Genomic DNA, 18,137 nt, shown 5'->3' with positions numbered 1-18,137 from the left:
TTGTTTATCTGGAGTGGGAGCGTCTCGCTCCTGTTTATCTGGAGTGGGAGCGTCTCGCTCCCTATTAGTATCTGTAATGAGCAAAGGCTTTGTTTGCTTCCGCCATTTTATGGGTTTCTTCTCTTTTCTTGATTCCTCCCCCTGTTTCGTTGGCTGCATCGAGGATCTCATTGGCTAGTTTCCCGGCCATGGTTCTTCCTGATCGCTTTCTGGAATATTGTATTAACCATCTTAAGGCTAAGGCTGTTCCTCGGCTTGGGCGTACTTCCATGGGCACTTGATAGGTCGCTCCACCTACTCTTCTAGCTTTTACTTCTACTAGAGGGGTGAGATTTCTTACTGCTTGCTCAAAAGTTTCTAGAGGATCGGTTTTTGTTCTTTCTTCTATGATCTTAAAAGCATCATATAATATACCAGATGCTACAGACTTTTTGCCGCTTTTCATGATCCGACGTATGGTCATGCTTACCAGCCTACTACTATATACTGGATCTGCGGGCACTTCGCGTTTTTTGGTTACCTTACGACGAGACATAATCTAATTGTTTTTTTTACTCTCTTAATTTATTTAGGTCGCTTTGTTCCGTATTTGGAACGCGCTTGTTTTCTATCTTTTACTCCTCCTGCATCTAGAGTACCACGTACTATGTGATATCTTACACCTGGCAGGTCTTTTACCCTTCCGCCTCTGATTAACACTACAGAGTGCTCTTGTAATGAGTGTCCTTCCCCAGGTATGTAAGAGGTTACTTCAAATCCTGATGTTAGTCTTACTCTGGCTACTTTTCTTAGGGCTGAATTGGGTTTTTTGGGTGTGGTTGTATAGACTTTTGTACACACACCTCGACGCTGAGGACATTCTTTTAAAGCTGGTGATTTTGTCTTCTTCTTCGCTTTAGAACGTTCCTCGCGAATTAATTGCTGGATTGTTGGCATAATTTATTTTTCTTCTTTGAGCAATTCGCTGTGAACCTAAAATCGTTGACAAATTATCATCATACCAAATTTTTGAGCAATGTGTCAACATTCCCAAGAAAATGACTGACTACAACTGCAGGTTGCTTGGGCTTGGGGATTCTCAAAGCGAAATGCTCCCCCCATTAAGTCTTCGGCATAGTCTATCTTCAGGTTTTCTACATAGGGTTGAGCTTCAGGGGCGATCCGAAGGATCTCGTTGCGCGAGCAGGCTAGGTTTATCCCTTCTGTTTGCCAAACTTGCTCTGTTGTGGTTGGACTTAGCTCAAAACTATAGCATAACCCACAACATCCCCCTGATTTTACGGTCAGACTGATTGGTTGTCCTGACTCTCCTAAACTATCTTGTATCCTTTTAATCTCTGTAATAGCATTAGGTGTAATTTTTAACATTTATTTGCGAGCATAATCATCTTGAAAACGTATTATATCATCTTCGCCTAGATATTCACCGTTTTGCACTTCAATCAATACTAATTTAATTACCCCAGGATTTTCTAATCTGTGGGCAGTACATTGAGGTACGTAAGTAGATTGATTTGGACCTAAAATCTCTACTTCTTCACCACAAATCACTTTAGCCGTTCCTGAAACTACTATCCAATGTTCACTACGATGATGGTGCATCTGCAGACTTAAACGATGTCCAGGATTAACTTCTATGCGCTTAATCTTATAACCGCTACCTTCTTCTAAAGTTGTAAATGAACCCCAAGGACGTATCTCTGTTTCTGTAAAGGTTTGTCTTTCTTGACTATTACCTAGAGATAAAACCAGAGTATCTTTTACTTGTTCAGACTTAGCCATAATTTTAACCCCTCCTCATAGTAAATTAATTAATACTATAACTAAGATAACCGATGACTAGTTAAGTTAAGAAGCTATGACATTTAGCCGAGCTTGGCTAGCTAATAATTAACTATTCTAATCCTAGAGATTAAAGCTATAATAAGAAATATTAACTGTGCAGATAATAAAAAAGAACTAGCGAAAGGATAGCAAGGCGAAGCTAGGTTTTTTTTGGCTTTATCTAACTACAAAATCATATTAGCATTGACAACAAAACATGAAGCAAAATAATCCCAGAAAAGAATATTCCGAATCAATTTATTTAGGTCCTAGATGGCTAGTAGAAGAAAGAGATGCTTGTGGAGTAGGTTTTTTAGCAACAACAACAGGTAAACAAAATCATCAAATTATCGAACAAGCAGTTAAAGCTTTAGATTGTTTAGAACACCGTGGGGGATGTAGCGCAGATAGAGACACTGGAGATGGCTCAGGAATCATGACCGAGATTCCCTATGAACTATTCGAGCCCTGGTTTGCCGAACATCAAATAGAGATACCAGAAGAAGGCACATGGGGAGTAGGAATGGTATTTTTACCCCATGACCCGGTAGAAGCAGAAATCAGTCGTCAACATATAGAAGAAGTAGTCGCTAGAGAAAATCTGACGGTATTAGGATGGCGTCAAGTACCAGTAAATCTGACGGTATTAGGTCTTCAAGCAGAAGAAACACGACCTCAAATTAAACAAATAATCGTTAAATCATCTGAAAAACTAACAGGAGAAAAACTAGAGCGATCGCTATATATTGCGCGTTCCCATATTGGTAAATTACTATCAGATGACTTTTACTTCTGTTCCTTCTCATCGAGAACAATTGTTTATAAAGGATTAGTCAGAGGAGAAGTCTTAGGACAATTTTATCAAGATTTAACCAATCCCAGCTATAAAAGTAAATTTGCGGTGTATCATCGCCGTTTTAGCACTAATACTATGCCTAGATGGCCCTTTGCGCAACCAATGCGCTTATTAGGACACAATGGAGAAATCAATACCCTTTTAGGTAACATCAACTGGATGATGGCGCGAGAAGTCAATCTAGCAGCCCAGGGCTGGACAACAGAAGAGTTAGAATCCCTCAAACCAATAGTCAATGTAAATAATAGCGATTCCTATAATCTAGATAGTACTATGGAATTACTGGTACGAACAGGAAAAACTCCTCTAGAAGCAGCGATGATTTTAGTACCAGAAGCCTATCACAACCAACCTGGATTAGCTAAATATCCTGAAATCAGCGATTTTTACGACTATTATAGTGGTTTACAAGAACCTTGGGATGGACCTGCGTTATTGGTATTTAGTGATGGTAAAATAGTCGGAGCTACTTTAGATCGTAATGGTTTACGACCTGCGCGTTATTGCCTTACTAAAAACGACTTAGTGATTGTAGCTAGTGAAGCAGGAGTAATTGAGATACCCCCAGAAGATATCCTCGAAAAAGGGAGACTAGGTCCAGGAGAAATGCTCGCAGTAGATTTACAAGAGCGAGAAATTCTCAGAAATTGGGAAATAAAGGAAAAAATCGCTCTATCACTTCCTTACAAAGAATGGCTAAAAGCTAGAGTAGAAGTAGGAGAGATTGGAGAAAAAGTTAATCAACGTCATCTCGGAGAAAGTGCTTTTTTACAACAACAAGTAGCCTTTGGTTATACCGCTGAAGATGTAGAAATGGTAATCGTTCCTATGGCGAGTCAAGGAAAAGAGCCAACCTTTTGTATGGGAGATGATATACCCCTAGCGGTGTTATCAGAAAAACCTCATCTAGTCTATAACTATTTTAAACAGCGATTTGCTCAAGTAACCAACCCACCCATTGACCCCATCAGAGAAGGCTTAGTAATGTCATTAGAAGTGTTATTAGGCAAAAGAGGCAATATTTTAGCAGTAACTGCTCAAGACGCAAGATTATTAGAGCTAAAAAGTCCTTTACTCAATGAAGGGCAATTAAACTATATCAAACAATCGGAATTTAAAACCGTAGAATTAGGGACAGTATATCCCTTAGCCGATGGACCATCAGGGTTAGCTAAAGCTTTAACTAGATTATGTCAACAAGCAGAGCAAGCAGTTAAAGAAGGAGCAGAGATAATTATTCTGTCCGATCGCGTAGCGCTCCCTTCGGGAGTAATTAAAGAAGAATCGAGCTATATACCCCCTCTCTTAGCAGTAGGTGCGGTACATCAACACTTGATTCACCAAGGAGTAAGACTAGAAGCATCTTTAATAGTAGATACAGCTCAATGTTGGAGTACTCATCATTATGCTTGTTTAATTGGTTATGGTGCATCAGCGGTATGTCCTTATTTAACTTGGGAAACCATCTATCAGTGGTGGAACGAAGAAAAAACCCAAAAATTAATGCAAAATGGCAAATTACCCGCGATTACTCTAGAAAAAGCTCTAGAAAACTACCGTAGAGCCGTAGAAGCAGGGTTATTGAAAATCTTGTCCAAAATGGGAATATCTCTATTATCTTCTTATCATGGAGCACAGATATTTGAAGCGATCGGATTAGGAACAGAAGTAATCGATATCGCCTTTGGGGGGACAACTTCTCGGGTAGGAGGAATGACTCTAAAAGAGTTGGCTTCAGAAGTAGCAGCATTTCTTAATCAAGCTTTTCCTACCCTCAAAGCTAAAAAACTAGAAAACTACGGTTTTGTCAACTATCGTCCCGGTGGTGAATACCACATGAATAGTCCAGAAATGGCAAAAGCCTTACATAAAGCAGTCAAAGCAGAAGACTACGATCATTACCAGTTATACCAAAAATACATTGCCGAGCGTCCCATTACAGCCTTAAGGGATTTATTAACCTTTCAAAGCGATCGCCCTTCTATACCATTAGAAACAGTAGAGCCAGTAGAAGAAATAGTCAAGCGTTTTTGCACAGGGGGAATGTCACTAGGTGCATTATCACGGGAAGCTCACGAAACCCTAGCTATAGCCATGAATCGTATCGGTGGAAAATCCAACTCAGGAGAAGGTGGAGAAGACACCCTACGTTATCAAACAATTAACGACGTAGATTCAGCAGGAAAATCCACCAGTTTTGCTCATCTTCACGGATTAGTCAACGGTGATAGTGCTTGTTCAGCGATTAAACAAGTAGCTTCAGGACGTTTTGGGGTAACACCTGCATATTTGATGAGTGGTCGTCAAATTGAGATTAAAATGGCTCAAGGAGCAAAACCAGGAGAGGGAGGACAATTACCAGGACCAAAAGTTAGCCCCTATATCGCTATGTTACGTCGCTCTAAACCTGGAGTACCCCTAATCTCACCCCCACCCCATCACGATATCTACTCCATCGAAGATTTAGCCCAACTAATCTACGATTTACACCAAATTAACCCCCAAGCTCAAGTATCAGTCAAACTAGTCGCCGAAATTGGTATTGGTACAATCGCCGCAGGTGTAGCTAAAGGTAACGCAGATATCATTCAAATATCGGGACACGATGGAGGTACAGGTGCTTCACCTCTTAGCTCCATTAAACACGCGGGTACACCCTGGGAATTGGGCTTAACCGAAGTACATAGAGTCTTGTTAGAGAATCAATTACGCGATCGCGTCTTATTAAGAGTAGATGGTGGCTTTAAAACTGGTCATGACGTAGTTATGGGAGCACTTATGGGGGCCCAAGAGTACGGTTTTGGTTCAGTAGCGATGATTGCAGCAGGTTGTATCATGGCGCGGATTTGCCATACTAATAATTGTCCAGTAGGTGTAGCCTCACAACAAGAACGCTTACGTCAACGTTTTAGCGGTACACCAGCTCAAGTAGTTAATTTCTTCTATTTTATCGCTGAGGAAGTACGTCACGTTTTGGCTCATTTGGGTTATACTTCTCTAACAGAGATTATCGGTCGTGCTGACTTATTAACTACACGTAAAGACGTAAAACCGGGGAAGACTCATTCTCTTAACCTAGAAGTCTTAACCCATCTCCCCGACGTGAAAAGCGACCGCAGTTGGTTAAACCACATTAGCGTACATAGCAATGGACCTGTTTTAGACGACGAAATTCTCACTGATAACCTGATTAACACCGCTATTGCTAACCAAGGCTTTGTAACTAAAGAGTTGAATATCTGCAATACTAATCGCTCCGTCGGTACAAGAATAGCTGGTAAAATCGCCTTTGTTTACGGTGATACAGGTTTTAGTGGCGAAATAACCCTTAAATTCACAGGTAGTGCAGGTCAAAGTTTTGGCGCATTTAACCTCCAAGGAATGAGATTAATTCTCTCAGGAGAAGCTAACGATTATGTCGGTAAAGGAATGAATGGGGGAGAGATTATCATTTATCCTCCTCAACAAACTACCTTTGATAGCTCTAAAAATAGCATTATCGGTAATACCTGTCTTTATGGCGCAACAGGTGGTTATCTCTTCGCTAATGGTACAGCAGGTGAACGTTTCGCAGTGCGTAACTCCCTAGCTAAAGCAGTAGTAGAGGGAGCAGGTGACCACTGTTGTGAGTATATGACTGGTGGAGTTATCGTAGTTTTAGGACCTGTGGGACGCAATGTTGGTGCAGGTATGACAGGAGGTTTAGCTTATTTCCTTGACGAAGAAGGAGATTTTCCCGCTAAAGTTAACCCCGAAATCGTCAAAATTCAACGGGTTGTTACTTCTACAGGTGAAAAACAACTACGAGAATTGATTCAAGCTCACGTAGAAAAAACCCAAAGCCCTTGGGGTGCTAAAATACTTGCCGATTGGCAGTCTTATCTACCTAAATTCTGGCAAGTTGTACCACCATCTGAAGCCAATAGTCCTGAAGTTACAGAGGACGCAACACAATCGTTAACTTCTGTTTAAAAAATAGGGTGCTCTTAACAAGCGCCCTAGTGCAATTGGGAGAGGGATGAAATATGGCTCTCTATGAATTACCCACTGTATTTTTCAAGGCTTTTTGGAGATCGGGAATAAACACAGCATACATTCCCCGCAGATCGCCAAGCTTGAAGTCATAGGCTAGGTCTTGAGGATAGTTGTCTTCGACAAACTGCGGACGATTCGCTTTCCCTCCGTGGCACGTTAAACAACTAGATTCCACGTTGATACGACGGTAATAGCGACTTCCATTTTGTCCATCGAGGATTTCTCGCTCCCAGAAACCCATCAGTTCTGGATTTTGCTCAAACTTTGCTAAAGCAATTGTGGACTGAAGATTATCGGGGGCATGGGCAGGATTGCGATATTTACGGGCAATTTGTTTAACCTGCCAGCCGTTTTCTTGGCTGAGTTTTATGGCCTGCATTCCTACAGGACGGCAAACTTCTTTCATGGTTTGTACAGTGGGTTGCTCGGTCGTTCCTTCTAAGGTCGAAGCTAAAGTGGAACGCATCTGATCGAGATTTTCAATAGACTGAACCACCTTTGCTAGTTCAGCTGGATTCGTACTCGCCCAAGCCAATTGAGGAATCAGCCAAAGGGTAAGGGTGACTAAACCAATCAGCAAAGGGTAAAGATACTTAAACATCGTTTTATGTCCAATTAAAGTTGACAGTCATGAATTCATCAATCTTTAGAGTGGATTCTTCTAAAGTTGTTCCTTAGTCTGGTTAGTCTGAATTCCCAAGAGGCTATAAAGACCGCAAAAGCCTACTAAAGCTGTTACCAGTAGTACGCTACCCGCAACGACAATACTAATACCCAATACTGTCCCTCCGTAAAGGAACAGTCCTAGATAAAATAACACTGAAGCCAACAATAAGCGGATTAGGCGATCGAGTGAACCAACATTCGTTTTCATAGTAATAATCTCTATTTTTGAACAGTTTGAGTCAAATATTAAGTTGATAGGCTTTTAGGCAGATTTCTTCGAGATTGCTTCCTCTGCGGTTTTCCAGCCAAGAAAACTTGGCGGAAATTCTTTTAATAACCACAGTTTAGACAGTATTTTTAAGTACTATATAAAGTCACTTATCTCAAAGAAAGGGATTCTTCGAGGAAATGCTCCGATGAAAGTAGAGTTTTAAAAAACAAATGACTGAATTAGTCAACGATTTTTTTGACTTCATCTTTCACATCTTCGTTGGTGTGACGAACTTTTGCCTCAGCCTGTTTGGCTTTACCTTCTAACTGATCTTTAGGGTCGCCTGTCAGATTGCCTATGCTTTCTTGAATTTTACCTTCAATATTTTTAGCAGTTGCCTTAGCTCTATTTTTTAAACTCATGATATTCTTCTGGTGAAATTTGGGAATGATTAGATTGAGTTGAGTGAACAACTCTGTTTCTGTCTTTACTGTAATCGACGGTTGTTTGATTTCGTGATTGAATTGAATGAACTTGTATGAATTGACTGAATACGATACAAAACGTAACAAAAAATCCATTTCTTTCCTATGAACCCTAACTCAACCAGACTGCATCATCTGGCTCACTATTTTTTGTACAATTTGTACCCCAGTCACGGCTTGCCAGCCAAACAGTCCCAGCAGAATCAGATTCAGCGAAACGTGGATACTGCGAACCCAGTCATGCTTTTGCATAAAGGGAACCAACGCGGCAGACGTGGAAACTAACCCCAACATTCCTAACCCAGCAAATAGATGGGGCCCAATCACAATCTTGCCATTGTTAAAGTAGGTCACGGTGATGCCTCCGATCGCCCCCATCACCATCAGTGCTAGGAGTATGGCGCCAATTTGATGGTGGCGTAAAGCGAACCGACCCTTTACCAGTTCTTTCTTGAGATTGCCATCCGCCAAGCGCGTCCGCCGGACTTGCACACCCAGATACATCGTGTAGAGCGCAACCACCAACAAAATCCACATCGTAATTGGGTGGAAAAAGCTGAGATAGGGCTTGAAAGCGGCTAGACTGTCTGAACTCATGATGCTCATCTCCAAAGTATTTGCATATATTAAAATCATTTAATCATTCTATGGTTATTTAGTTTTGCAATGATAGATTTTGAACAATCAGATAAATCCTGCAACTGGAGAGCATATTCTGCCATAGTAGGAGAGTCTTCAATAAGCAAGCCTTCTTTATCTACCATGTAGCCATCTGTTGCTTGGCTCGATGTGCGGTCAGCTTCTTGATAAGAATAGTGACGTGGGACAGATTCAGACGGAATGATGTGCGCGTCATATTGTGGGAGAGAATTTTGAGAGTCATTTTGGTTACTCATTGTCATAGTCCTTGATAGTTTTTATTCAATATTTTGGGCGATTGTCTTAGCTCTCTCTTCTGATGCTTATAACGTACTCCATAAATAAAATGAGAAGACTGCTTGAGTAAATTAACAACTCTGGTCTTCTCTGTTATCCTAACAACCTGTTGTTTGAAATCATGTTTTAATAACGTATGAATTGTATGAATTGTCTAAAAAATATATAAATCTTGATCTTAAAAATTCATAGTCATTTGGAGGTCTAATGAAATAGAAAATAAGAAAAAAAATGCAATGGCTCTCTCGTCATTATGGGAGTAAATTGTATCGCAAGTTACAGTTTATTTCTTCTAGGGCGCAAGGCTTGCGCCCCTACATTCCTTATAAAAGATAAGTGAAAGCTTATCACTACAGGTACGGAAGATCCGTGTTAACCATATTAGTGGTAACGTTTTGGACATCGTCTAAAGATTCGAGAACATCTAGCAGTTTAAGTACAGATTGGGCTTGTTGAGGATCGCTTATTTCGATAGTATTAGCAGGTAACCAACGTAACTCTGACTCTATTACTTCAAAACCATTATTTTTTAACAGGTTGTGCAGATTTTCTAAATTACTTATCTCTGTGAAAACCTCTGCTTCATCATCAAAGATTTCGTAATTAAGAACATCAGTAGTTAAAGATATCTCTAAAAGTGCATCCTCATCGATTATCCCTGCTAATTTAACTACCCCTTGTTGACTAAACATCCAACTAACACAGCCAGTTTCTCCCAAGTTGCCCCCATTTTTAGTAAAAGCAGAGCGTAAGTCAGCAGCAGTACGATTACGATTATCGGTGAGAGCTTCAATCAGAATCGCTACTCCACCTATTCCATAACCTTCGTAGCGAATCTCTTCATAGTTACTACTATCTTCGCTTACATAAGTCCCAGTACCTTTAGCGATCGCCCTTTCGATATTCTCGTTAGGGATACCCGCAGCTTTAGCTTTATCAATAGCTGTGCGCAGTTGAAAGTTAGCGTCAGGATCTGGTAATCCTTGACGAGCAGCCACTATAATAGCTCTAGATAATTGTGTAAAAGTTTTGCCTTTTTTGGCGTCAACTCGGGCTTTTTGTCGTTTGATATTTGCCCATTTACTATGACCAGCCATAGATAGTTCTTTAGAAACGTCCTCAATTTCAACATAATAGCAAAAATTGCTAAAGTTAAAGTACAGATCAAAATTAGGTTAAAGTAGTTTTATGTTAAATTTTCTCTTAACATGGGCTTTGGCAACAATTTCCCTGGTTATCACCGCTTACATAGTACCAGGAATCACGGTAAGTAGTTTTACGGGAGCGGCGATCGCTTCTTTGGTGATTGGGTTTCTCAACGCAACAGTCAAACCGATCTTAGTTATTTTGACCTTACCTTTGACTATTCTCACTCTTGGGTTATTTTTACTGGTAGTCAATGGTATTTCCCTGTCTTTAGCGAGCTATTTAACTCCTGATTTTTTAAGTGTCAATGGCTTTTGGCCCGCGGTAATCGGTGCGATTGTTTTATCAATTATTTCTTCTTTCCTCGGGGGTTTTGCTCAAGATTTTAAAAATTGAACACCTATGGCTAGGACTACTTTTAAAAAGTGCCAAAATAGACTAGAGTTAAAAATGACTCAATATTTAATAGTATTTTCCTGCACAGTTTAATGGTAGCCACAACAGATACAATTGGTAAAATCACCCAAGTCATCGGACCTGTAGTCGATGCTCAATTTCCCAGTGGTAAATTACCCAATATTTACAACGCACTAAGAGTTAAAACTACAAATGAAGCGGGACAAGAAGTAGCTGTTACCTGTGAAGTACAACAGTTACTAGGAGATAATCAGGTACGCGCGGTAGCAATGAGTACTACTGATGGTTTGGTTCGCGGTATGGACATTATTGATACAGGAGCACCTATTAGTGTTCCCGTCGGGAAAAAGACTTTAGGACGTATCTTTAACGTTTTAGGAGAGCCAGTCGATAATAAAGGACCTGTAGAATACGAGGAAATCTCACCAATTCACCGTCCTGCTCCTAAATTAACCGATTTAGAAACCAAACCTACAGTTTTTGAAACAGGAATTAAAGTAATCGACCTGTTAACCCCCTATCGTCGTGGTGGGAAAATTGGTCTATTCGGTGGAGCTGGAGTAGGCAAAACCGTAATTATGATGGAATTGATTAATAACATCGCTATTAACCACGGTGGGGTGTCAGTGTTTGGCGGTGTTGGAGAGCGTACCCGTGAAGGAAACGACCTCTACAACGAGATGATCGAATCCAAAGTAATTAACGAAGAGAATCTTAGTGAGTCTAAAATTTCTCTAGTCTATGGTCAGATGAACGAACCACCAGGAGCGAGAATGCGTGTAGGATTATCCGCATTGACCATGGCTGAATATTTCCGCGATAGTAACAAACAAGACGTATTGCTGTTTATTGATAATATCTTCCGTTTTGTCCAAGCGGGTTCTGAAGTATCTGCGCTATTAGGACGTATGCCATCGGCGGTAGGATATCAACCAACTCTCGGTACTGACATGGGAGACCTCCAAGAAAGGATTACTTCTACTAAAGAAGGCTCGATTACCTCAATTCAAGCTGTATATGTCCCCGCGGACGACTTAACCGACCCCGCCCCTGCTACTACCTTTGCTCACTTAGATGGTACAACGGTGTTGTCTCGTGGTTTAGCTTCCAAAGGAATCTATCCCGCAGTAGATCCCCTCGGCTCTGCTAGTACTATGCTACAACCTAATATCGTTGGTGAAGAACACTATCAAACCGCTCGTGCAGTTCAATCGACCTTACAAAGGTATAAAGAACTACAAGATATCATCGCGATTCTAGGTCTAGATGAACTATCCGAAGAAGACCGTTTAGTGGTAGATCGGGCTCGTAAAATTGAACGCTATCTCTCTCAACCTTTCTTCGTAGCTGAAGTATTTACAGGATCTCCTGGTCAATATGTGACCCTCGAAGAGACTATCAAAGGGTTTAACATGATTCTCTCAGGAGAATTAGATAAATACCCGGAACAGGCTTTCTATCTGGTGGGAAGTATTGACCAAGCGATCGCTAAGGGAGAAAAACTCCTCAATGGTTAATATCTAAAACTTACAAGGAAGCTAATTCAGGCTTCCTTTTTTTAAGTTTTGTATCAGTGGTGAACAAAATCAGTAAGAGATGTTATTCTAAGAGTAGAAGCAATTATCAAGCTTCTCCTGGCAGATTGAACAGGCAGTTTGATCAAGAAGAGGTAAGAAAGCTGTTTAAATCTACGTCTGTCTCGTTAAAACCAAATAACAGCAACTCAAAAATATCTTATATTTCCTAAAATGGTAATCAGGGAGTCAAAAGACTGTAAACTCAGTTATACTCCGAATAGTATTAAGTAAATCAGGAAATCCCTAGGTTAATTAAATCGGGTTGCTGTTATTTTTTGGAATATGGGAAGAATAAATCATGAAAGTTGAACTCAAAGCCGTTTTAAGCGATAGCCACCTTAACGCTAAACAACCAAGTTGTCAACGTCAATTAGAAATCAGTATTAATGTTAATGCTGAAGCAATACAAGAGAACCATTTACCATTGAATCTTTGTTTGGTAATCGATTATAGTGGTTCAATGCGAGGAAAACCCCTAGAAAAAGTTAAGCAAGCAGCTATCGATATTATCTCTAAACTCAATCCGGGAGATAGAATATCAGTAGTAGGTTTTAACCATCAAGCTAAAGTAATTATACCTTGTCAAGGTCTAGAAACCCTCTCAGTAGTAGAGCAAGCGATCGCAGATTTAAAAGCAAATGGTGGAACAGCTATAGATGAAGGGCTAAAATTAGGTATCCAAGAAATCGCTAACGGTAAAAATAATCGTATTTCTCAGCTCTTTTTACTTACCGATGGAGAAAACGAACATGGAGACAATCAAAGATGTCTTAAACTAGCCGAATTAGCCTCAGGTTATAACATTACCATCAATACTCTCGGTTTTGGTAGTCATTGGAATCCCGATGTTTTAGAAAAAATAGCCGATCGCGCAGCAGGTACACTCTGTCACATCGAAGAACCAGAACAAGCGCTCAGAGAATTTCAACGCTTATTTACCAGAGTTCAATCTGTCAACTTTACCAACGCTTATCTACTGTTGGAGTTACATCCCCAAGTGCGTTTAGCGGAGATGAAACCACTAGCGCAAGTATCCCCAGAAACTATAGAATTAACTATAGAAGAAATAGCAGGTTTATATACAACTCGTTTGGGGGATTTAATGAGAGATGTACCCCGAGTCCTCCTCGCTAACCTCTACCTCCATAGCTTATCCGTAGGAGAAATAACCGTCGCTCAGGTACAAATACGCTATGATGATCCTATCTCAGCCTCAGAAGGGTTATTATCAGAGCAGATACCAGTAACCGCAATAGTACAAGATACTTATCAAGCAGCACCATCGGCAAGCGTCGAGAAGTCGGTTTTAGCTTTAGCTAAATATCGTCAAACTCAATTAGCTGAGAAAAAACTCCAAGATGGCGATCGCCGTGGCGCCGCTACTTTATTACAAACTGCAGCCAAAACTGCTATACAATTGGGTGATAAAGGTGGGGCTACTGTTCTACAAAATAGCGCTACAAGATTACAAGCAGGGGAAGAACTCTCAGACGCCGAACGTAAGAAAACCCGTATGGCGGCAAAGACTCAATTACAATAGTAAGTAAGATTATCCACACATTCCTAGAAGGGTTAATTGTGTGGATAACTAGTGATTACAGATACTTTTCTATAGTATTAGCTAAAGTTGTTTTCGGGACAGCACCTACCACTGTATCTACTCTTTGACCACCCTTAAATAATATTAAAGTTGGTATGCTACGAATACCATATTGAGTAGCTGTATTGGGGTTCTCATCGGTGTTGACTTTAACTACTTTTACCTGTCCATCGTATTGTTCGGCAATTTCTTCGACTACAGGTGCAACCATTCTACAAGGTCCACACCAAGGGGCCCAGAAATCTACTAATACAGGTAAATCACTGTCTAATACTAATTCTTTAAAATTTTCATCTGTAACGGGAGTTGCTCCTGACATACTCACAAATCCTTTAATTAAATCTAGGGTTTTTTCTTTTGACGTTGCTTTATCTTATCATTTTTCGGTATTTAGCATACTTAAAATGTCTTAACCTGGCGATCGCCTATTCTTAACAATCAAAAAAAAGAAACGCCCGGAACAAATCCGAGCGGGGTGTGGTGTGAGGAGTGAACGGAAACATTCGTTCCCGCCATCTCTATTGTAATGTAAAATTTGAGAAATTAGGGGATCTAGACTCAGAAATTTTGCTTAACTTAATACTTCCTCAAAATTATTAACTCGACGAATGTTTAAAACATCACTCATATTCTTAATTTGGTTGGTGGTGTTTTGTAATTGTCCTCGGGTAAGTACCTCTATTTTTAAATTAATAATTGCTGTGTTACCAGGACAAATCTTAACACCAGTATTGCGCACATTAATGTTATGATCGCTCAAACGAGAAAGAATATCTCTTAAAACACCCACGCGATCGATTACTTCGATCGCTAAATCCACAGGATAAGTTGGAGATCGTCCCTGATCATTAACATTATTCCACTCTACAGGAATCAGGCGATCGCCTTCTACTCCCTCTAAGTTGGGACAATTTTGATTATGAATCGCTATTCCCCTAGCATTTCTCGTCACCACTCCGATAATTTTCTCATCTGGTAGAGGTTGACAACAACCAGCTAAATGATAGAGTAACCCTTCTACTCCTAAAATTGGTGACTGTTTAGTCAGAGGAGATACGGGAATCTTTTTAGGAGATTCAATCATTACCCTATTACTTAACTCCTCTTCAGGTTTATTAATATCCTGTTGAGTTTTAGCTGCTTCCCGAAGACGATTAACCACGTTACTAACGGTAACTTCACCATAACCTATAGCTGCGAGTAAATCTTCTACCTTTTGATAGTTACAGCGTTGGGCTACATTGTGCATCGTTGTTGATTTGAGTAAAGCTTCTAACCCTCCTTTCCCTAATTCTTTTTCTAATAATTCTTTACCTCTAGCGGTATTTTCTTCACTATGCGATCGCTTATACCATTGACGGATACGGTTACGCGCGGTAGATGTCGCCACAAAGTTTAACCAATCTAGACTAGGATGACTATTTTTACTAGTGAGAATTTCCACTATATCCCCATTATTGAGGGTTGAGTCTAAAACTGACCAGCGTCCGTTAATTTTTACTCCCTTGATATGGTTACCTATTTCCGTATGGATACGATAAGCGAAATCTACAGGAGTCGCACCCCTAGCTAAGACTACCACATCTCCTTGGGGAGTAAAAACATAGACTTCGTCTTCAAAGAGATTATCTCTGAGACTATCTATATATTCTTGTGCATCTTTGAGATCATGTTGCCATTCTAATATCTGTCTCAACCAGGTAAACTTCTCATCATCAGAAGTTGGTTGGGTTTGACTGTTACCACTTTCTTTATACTTCCAGTGGGCAGCAATACCGTATTCTGCTATGTGGTGCATTTCCTCTGTGCGAATTTGTACCTCTAGAGGACGTCCATTTGAGCCTACTACCGCTGTATGTAGAGATTGATAGCGATTAGGTTTAGGTAACCCAATATAGTCTTTAAAACGTCCTGGAATTGGTTTATAGGTATCATGGACAATGGCTAAAGCGCGATAACATTCATCGTTAGTTTTCACAATCATACGCAATCCCGCGATATCATAGATTTCGCTAAATTGTTTTTGTTGACGCTGCATCTTTTGATAGATACCATAGAGATGTTTAGGACGTCCTTTAATTTCTACTACTTCTATTCCCGTTTTCTGGAGACGTTCTTTGAGTATTTGGGTAACTTTTTCGATTCTTTCCTCGCGATCGCCTCTTTTTTCAGCTATATAGCTTTGTACCTCTCTATATTCTGTGGGTTCGAGATATTTAAAGGCTAAATCTTCTAATTCCCATTTTAAAGTTCCTATCCCCAAGCGATTAGCCAAAGGAGCAAAAATTTCCCTCGTTTCTAGAGAAATAATCTTTTGTTTTTCTGGACTTAAATGCTCCAGAGTGCGCATATTATGCAATCTATCCGCTAATTTAACCACAATGACGCGGATATCTTTTGCCATTGCTAGAAACATTCGTCGGAAATTTTCCGCTTGTCTTTCTGTTTTACTAGAAAACTCTAATTTTCCTAGCTTAGTAACCCCTTCTACTAATTGACGTACTTGTTCTCCAAACCTACTCTCTATTTCTTCTAGAGTAACTTCTGTATCTTCTACTACATCATGGAGAAATCCTGCGGCGATCATCGCACTATCTCCCCCTAAATCCCTCAGTAACCCTGCTACTGCTACTGGGTGCATAATATAGGGCTCTCCGGATTTACGTTTTTGATCTTTATGCAATTCGTAAGCAAATTGAAAAGCTTGACAAATTAGTCGATTATCTTCATGATTATAATGTTGGTCATCCCCGTCGTTAGTTATCAAGCATTCTTGTAACCATTGAGGTAACTGAAAGAAACTAGGATCAAACTCTTTTAAAGTGGCGTTACTCATAGATCATCGAGCAGCTGGTTATGTGAAAATTGTTAAACAAAGTATTTAAAGTCTTTGCCTATAATTGTAACTTAATTTTCCAAAAATGTTAGATAAATCACAATCACCCTCAGCTTATCAAGAGTTACAAAAGTTACTTGATAAATTAAAGAAAAATTTAAGCAATGGCATCAATTATCCCGAACAAATAACAGAAATTGACCAGATCTTACCATTATTGCTTAATTCTACGACAGAAGAACAAGTATCTCTAGTCACAGAAATACACCGAGAGTTAAGATTATTAAAAACAGAGTTACTCTTTCTCTCGGCGCTTAAAAATAGTGCTAAACAAACTAGTAAAATACAAGCTATTCAAGAACGTTTAACTAAAATTAGCGGTTTTACTGAGTTACTATCTTAATCTAGGTTTTTTCCTTTTTTACTACGAAAATACTAAACTCAATTAGTATGTTCATGAAGATAGAGGTTACGTGGAGCTTTTTTGGGGAATAGCGATCATATTCCGTACTCATATGATCATCAAATTACTTATTCTTTAACAATTCAATAAATTCGTCCACATCTAAGTCTGCTTGTCGAATAATAGCTCGGAGAGTTCCTTTATCAAGATGTTTATGATTTGGAACTACTACTTCAGCAAAAGGTTCATCTTTACATAGAATAATATGACTCTCCTGGGTAAATAATTACTTGTCTCATGTACAATTTATAAATGAATATTTAGCTACTTTGATCATAACATGGAAAAATGCGATCGCCTCTAGTTTGGGTTGACAAGGTAAACGCAACCTAAACCTTATAGCTAAGGCTGATTCTAGATATTTGTAGAAATAAATTATAGAAGTCAGGGAATAATTTTATTAATCTTTTTTGTCAAAGTCCCGCTAATTGTTAATTTAATTAACGTTATTTAGACAATTTGTCTTGCTATTTGTCCTAATTTTTTATATTATTTAAGAGGTAATAAGTATTCTTAAATTAAATTCAAGCAAAAATGAGTAGATTAACAGTAAAAACAGACAAAAATACGGGGGGGGGTAGCCTAACCTCTAGAAAGTTAAAGTTTTCTCTCATCTCCGCCACCGCCCTTGGTTGTTTATTGATTCAGACCCAACCAAGTAACGCCCAGGATTGGGAACTGACTCAAACCTTTCTTAATCCTACCCCAGAAGATTTTAACAGATTCGGATCCTCAGTAGGAATTAGTGGGAATTTAGCTCTAATTGGTACTCCGTTAGACAACACAAGTGATACTAGTATTGGGGCGGCTTACCTGTTTAACACCAATACGGGAGATTTGCTGCAAACCTTCCTCAATCCTACCCCAGAAGATTCTAACAATTTCAGCTACTCAGTAGGAATTAGTGGTAATTTAGCTCTAACTGGTACTCCAAATTATAACACAGCTGCCACTAGTAGTGGGGCGGCTTACCTATTTAACAACAATACGGGAGATTTGCTGCAAACTTTTCTTAATCCTACCCCAGAAAATAGTGACCAATTCGGCTACTCAGTAGGAATTAGTGGTAATTTAGCTCTAATTGG

General features: G+C 39.7%; 18 protein-coding genes and 1 pseudogene. 6 read left to right on the top strand and 13 right to left on the bottom strand.

Annotation, left to right across the window (positions count from 1 at the left end):
• Nucleotides 1–64: 64 nt before the first annotated feature.
• The 4 genes from EA365_03110 to EA365_03095 all read right to left on the bottom strand — a co-directional run bounded on the left by EA365_03110 (nucleotide 65) and on the right by EA365_03095 (nucleotide 1,782).
• Nucleotides 65–535, bottom strand: a complete 471-nt coding sequence (locus EA365_03110; GenBank protein ID TVQ47689.1) for a 30S ribosomal protein S7 — start codon at nucleotides 533–535, stop codon at nucleotides 65–67.
• Nucleotides 536–564: 29 nt separating this feature from the next.
• Nucleotides 565–936: a 30S ribosomal protein S12 gene (locus EA365_03105; GenBank protein ID TVQ47688.1), complete on the bottom strand. Its 372-nt coding sequence runs from the start codon at nucleotides 934–936 to the stop codon at nucleotides 565–567.
• Nucleotides 937–1,020: 84 nt separating this feature from the next.
• Nucleotides 1,021–1,368, bottom strand: coding sequence for an iron-sulfur cluster assembly accessory protein (locus EA365_03100; GenBank protein TVQ47687.1), 348 nt, complete (start codon nucleotides 1,366–1,368; stop codon nucleotides 1,021–1,023).
• Complete coding sequence (locus EA365_03095) at nucleotides 1,369–1,782, bottom strand: cupin domain-containing protein (protein TVQ47686.1); 414 nt, start codon at nucleotides 1,780–1,782, stop codon at nucleotides 1,369–1,371.
• 259 nt (nucleotides 1,783–2,041) lie between these two features.
• On the opposite strand from EA365_03095, the gene EA365_03090 reads away from it, so the two are divergent.
• Complete coding sequence (locus EA365_03090) at nucleotides 2,042–6,652, top strand: glutamate synthase large subunit (GenBank protein ID TVQ47685.1); 4,611 nt, start codon at nucleotides 2,042–2,044, stop codon at nucleotides 6,650–6,652.
• Between the two features lie 61 nt (nucleotides 6,653–6,713).
• Here EA365_03090 and EA365_03085 read toward each other — a convergent pair whose 3' ends face one another.
• The 6 genes from EA365_03085 to EA365_03060 all read right to left on the bottom strand — a co-directional run bounded on the left by EA365_03085 (nucleotide 6,714) and on the right by EA365_03060 (nucleotide 10,110).
• Nucleotides 6,714–7,316, bottom strand: a complete 603-nt coding sequence (locus EA365_03085) for a DUF3365 domain-containing protein (GenBank protein ID TVQ47684.1) — start codon at nucleotides 7,314–7,316, stop codon at nucleotides 6,714–6,716.
• 60 nt (nucleotides 7,317–7,376) lie between these two features.
• A complete protein-coding gene (locus EA365_03080; GenBank protein TVQ47683.1) occupies nucleotides 7,377–7,589 on the bottom strand; it encodes a DUF2892 domain-containing protein in 213 nt (70 codons plus the stop codon).
• Between the two features lie 242 nt (nucleotides 7,590–7,831).
• Nucleotides 7,832–8,014: a CsbD family protein gene (locus EA365_03075; protein TVQ47745.1), complete on the bottom strand. Its 183-nt coding sequence runs from the start codon at nucleotides 8,012–8,014 to the stop codon at nucleotides 7,832–7,834.
• Between the two features lie 180 nt (nucleotides 8,015–8,194).
• A complete protein-coding gene (locus EA365_03070) occupies nucleotides 8,195–8,674 on the bottom strand; it encodes a DUF4079 domain-containing protein (protein TVQ47744.1) in 480 nt (159 codons plus the stop codon).
• A 35-nt stretch (nucleotides 8,675–8,709) separates the two neighbouring features.
• The gene (locus tag EA365_03065) at nucleotides 8,710–8,979 is read right to left on the bottom strand and encodes a hypothetical protein (protein ID TVQ47682.1); all 270 of its coding nucleotides are present in this window, start codon (nucleotides 8,977–8,979) and stop codon (nucleotides 8,710–8,712) included.
• A 384-nt stretch (nucleotides 8,980–9,363) separates the two neighbouring features.
• On the bottom strand, nucleotides 9,364–10,110 hold the full coding sequence (locus tag EA365_03060; protein ID TVQ47681.1) for a YebC/PmpR family DNA-binding transcriptional regulator: 747 nt from the start codon (nucleotides 10,108–10,110) through the stop codon (nucleotides 9,364–9,366).
• Nucleotides 10,111–10,201: 91 nt separating this feature from the next.
• On the opposite strand from EA365_03060, the gene EA365_03055 reads away from it, so the two are divergent.
• From EA365_03055 to EA365_03045, 3 genes are all read left to right on the top strand, one after another.
• On the top strand, nucleotides 10,202–10,555 hold the full coding sequence (locus EA365_03055; protein ID TVQ47680.1) for a phage holin family protein: 354 nt from the start codon (nucleotides 10,202–10,204) through the stop codon (nucleotides 10,553–10,555).
• 92 nt (nucleotides 10,556–10,647) lie between these two features.
• Nucleotides 10,648–12,093, top strand: a complete 1,446-nt coding sequence (atpD, locus tag EA365_03050; GenBank protein TVQ47679.1) for a F0F1 ATP synthase subunit beta — start codon at nucleotides 10,648–10,650, stop codon at nucleotides 12,091–12,093.
• Nucleotides 12,094–12,451: 358 nt separating this feature from the next.
• The gene (locus EA365_03045; protein ID TVQ47678.1) at nucleotides 12,452–13,693 is read left to right on the top strand and encodes a VWA domain-containing protein; all 1,242 of its coding nucleotides are present in this window, start codon (nucleotides 12,452–12,454) and stop codon (nucleotides 13,691–13,693) included.
• A gap of 55 nt (nucleotides 13,694–13,748) precedes the next feature.
• On the opposite strand, the gene trxA is transcribed toward EA365_03045, so the two are convergent.
• Both trxA and EA365_03035 read right to left on the bottom strand, forming a co-directional pair.
• Nucleotides 13,749–14,072: a thioredoxin gene (trxA, locus tag EA365_03040; protein ID TVQ47677.1), complete on the bottom strand. Its 324-nt coding sequence runs from the start codon at nucleotides 14,070–14,072 to the stop codon at nucleotides 13,749–13,751.
• Nucleotides 14,073–14,324: 252 nt separating this feature from the next.
• On the bottom strand, nucleotides 14,325–16,589 hold the full coding sequence (locus EA365_03035; GenBank protein TVQ47676.1) for a bifunctional (p)ppGpp synthetase/guanosine-3',5'-bis(diphosphate) 3'-pyrophosphohydrolase: 2,265 nt from the start codon (nucleotides 16,587–16,589) through the stop codon (nucleotides 14,325–14,327).
• A gap of 85 nt (nucleotides 16,590–16,674) precedes the next feature.
• Here EA365_03035 and EA365_03030 point away from each other — a divergent pair, with 85 nt between their 5' ends.
• Nucleotides 16,675–16,992, top strand: coding sequence for a hypothetical protein (locus tag EA365_03030; GenBank protein ID TVQ47675.1), 318 nt, complete (start codon nucleotides 16,675–16,677; stop codon nucleotides 16,990–16,992).
• Nucleotides 16,993–17,116: 124 nt separating this feature from the next.
• Here the strand turns inward: EA365_03030 and EA365_03025 are convergent.
• Nucleotides 17,117–17,269: pseudogene (locus EA365_03025) on the bottom strand (type II toxin-antitoxin system HicA family toxin).
• A gap of 317 nt (nucleotides 17,270–17,586) precedes the next feature.
• Here EA365_03025 and EA365_03020 point away from each other — a divergent pair.
• Nucleotides 17,587–18,137 (top strand): hypothetical protein (locus EA365_03020; GenBank protein ID TVQ47674.1); only part of this gene is annotated, 551 nt, incomplete at its 3' end.

The organism is Gloeocapsa sp. DLM2.Bin57 (assembly GCA_007693955.1).
Lineage (GTDB): Bacteria > Cyanobacteriota > Cyanobacteriia > Cyanobacteriales > Gloeocapsaceae > Gloeocapsa.
This window is presented reverse-complemented; position numbering and strand designations above follow the sequence as displayed.

Excerpts from the sequence above, each read along its gene's own strand:
- EA365_03110 (TVQ47689.1), bottom strand. The coding sequence starts at position 535 with ATGTCTCGTCGTAAGGTAACCAAAAAACGCGAAGTGCCCGCAGATCCA.
- EA365_03105 (TVQ47688.1), bottom strand. The coding sequence starts at position 936 with ATGCCAACAATCCAGCAATTAATTCGCGAGGAACGTTCTAAAGCGAAG.
- EA365_03100 (TVQ47687.1), bottom strand. The coding sequence starts at position 1,368 with ATGTTAAAAATTACACCTAATGCTATTACAGAGATTAAAAGGATACAA.
- EA365_03095 (TVQ47686.1), bottom strand. The coding sequence starts at position 1,782 with ATGGCTAAGTCTGAACAAGTAAAAGATACTCTGGTTTTATCTCTAGGT.
- EA365_03090 (TVQ47685.1), top strand. The coding sequence starts at position 2,042 with ATGAAGCAAAATAATCCCAGAAAAGAATATTCCGAATCAATTTATTTA.
- EA365_03085 (TVQ47684.1), bottom strand. The coding sequence starts at position 7,316 with ATGTTTAAGTATCTTTACCCTTTGCTGATTGGTTTAGTCACCCTTACC.
- EA365_03080 (TVQ47683.1), bottom strand. The coding sequence starts at position 7,589 with ATGAAAACGAATGTTGGTTCACTCGATCGCCTAATCCGCTTATTGTTG.
- EA365_03075 (TVQ47745.1), bottom strand. The coding sequence starts at position 8,014 with ATGAGTTTAAAAAATAGAGCTAAGGCAACTGCTAAAAATATTGAAGGT.
- EA365_03070 (TVQ47744.1), bottom strand. The coding sequence starts at position 8,674 with ATGAGTTCAGACAGTCTAGCCGCTTTCAAGCCCTATCTCAGCTTTTTC.
- EA365_03065 (TVQ47682.1), bottom strand. The coding sequence starts at position 8,979 with ATGACAATGAGTAACCAAAATGACTCTCAAAATTCTCTCCCACAATAT.
- EA365_03060 (TVQ47681.1), bottom strand. The coding sequence starts at position 10,110 with ATGGCTGGTCATAGTAAATGGGCAAATATCAAACGACAAAAAGCCCGA.
- EA365_03055 (TVQ47680.1), top strand. The coding sequence starts at position 10,202 with ATGTTAAATTTTCTCTTAACATGGGCTTTGGCAACAATTTCCCTGGTT.
- atpD (TVQ47679.1), top strand. The coding sequence starts at position 10,648 with ATGGTAGCCACAACAGATACAATTGGTAAAATCACCCAAGTCATCGGA.
- EA365_03045 (TVQ47678.1), top strand. The coding sequence starts at position 12,452 with ATGAAAGTTGAACTCAAAGCCGTTTTAAGCGATAGCCACCTTAACGCT.
- trxA (TVQ47677.1), bottom strand. The coding sequence starts at position 14,072 with ATGTCAGGAGCAACTCCCGTTACAGATGAAAATTTTAAAGAATTAGTA.
- EA365_03035 (TVQ47676.1), bottom strand. The coding sequence starts at position 16,589 with ATGAGTAACGCCACTTTAAAAGAGTTTGATCCTAGTTTCTTTCAGTTA.
- EA365_03030 (TVQ47675.1), top strand. The coding sequence starts at position 16,675 with ATGTTAGATAAATCACAATCACCCTCAGCTTATCAAGAGTTACAAAAG.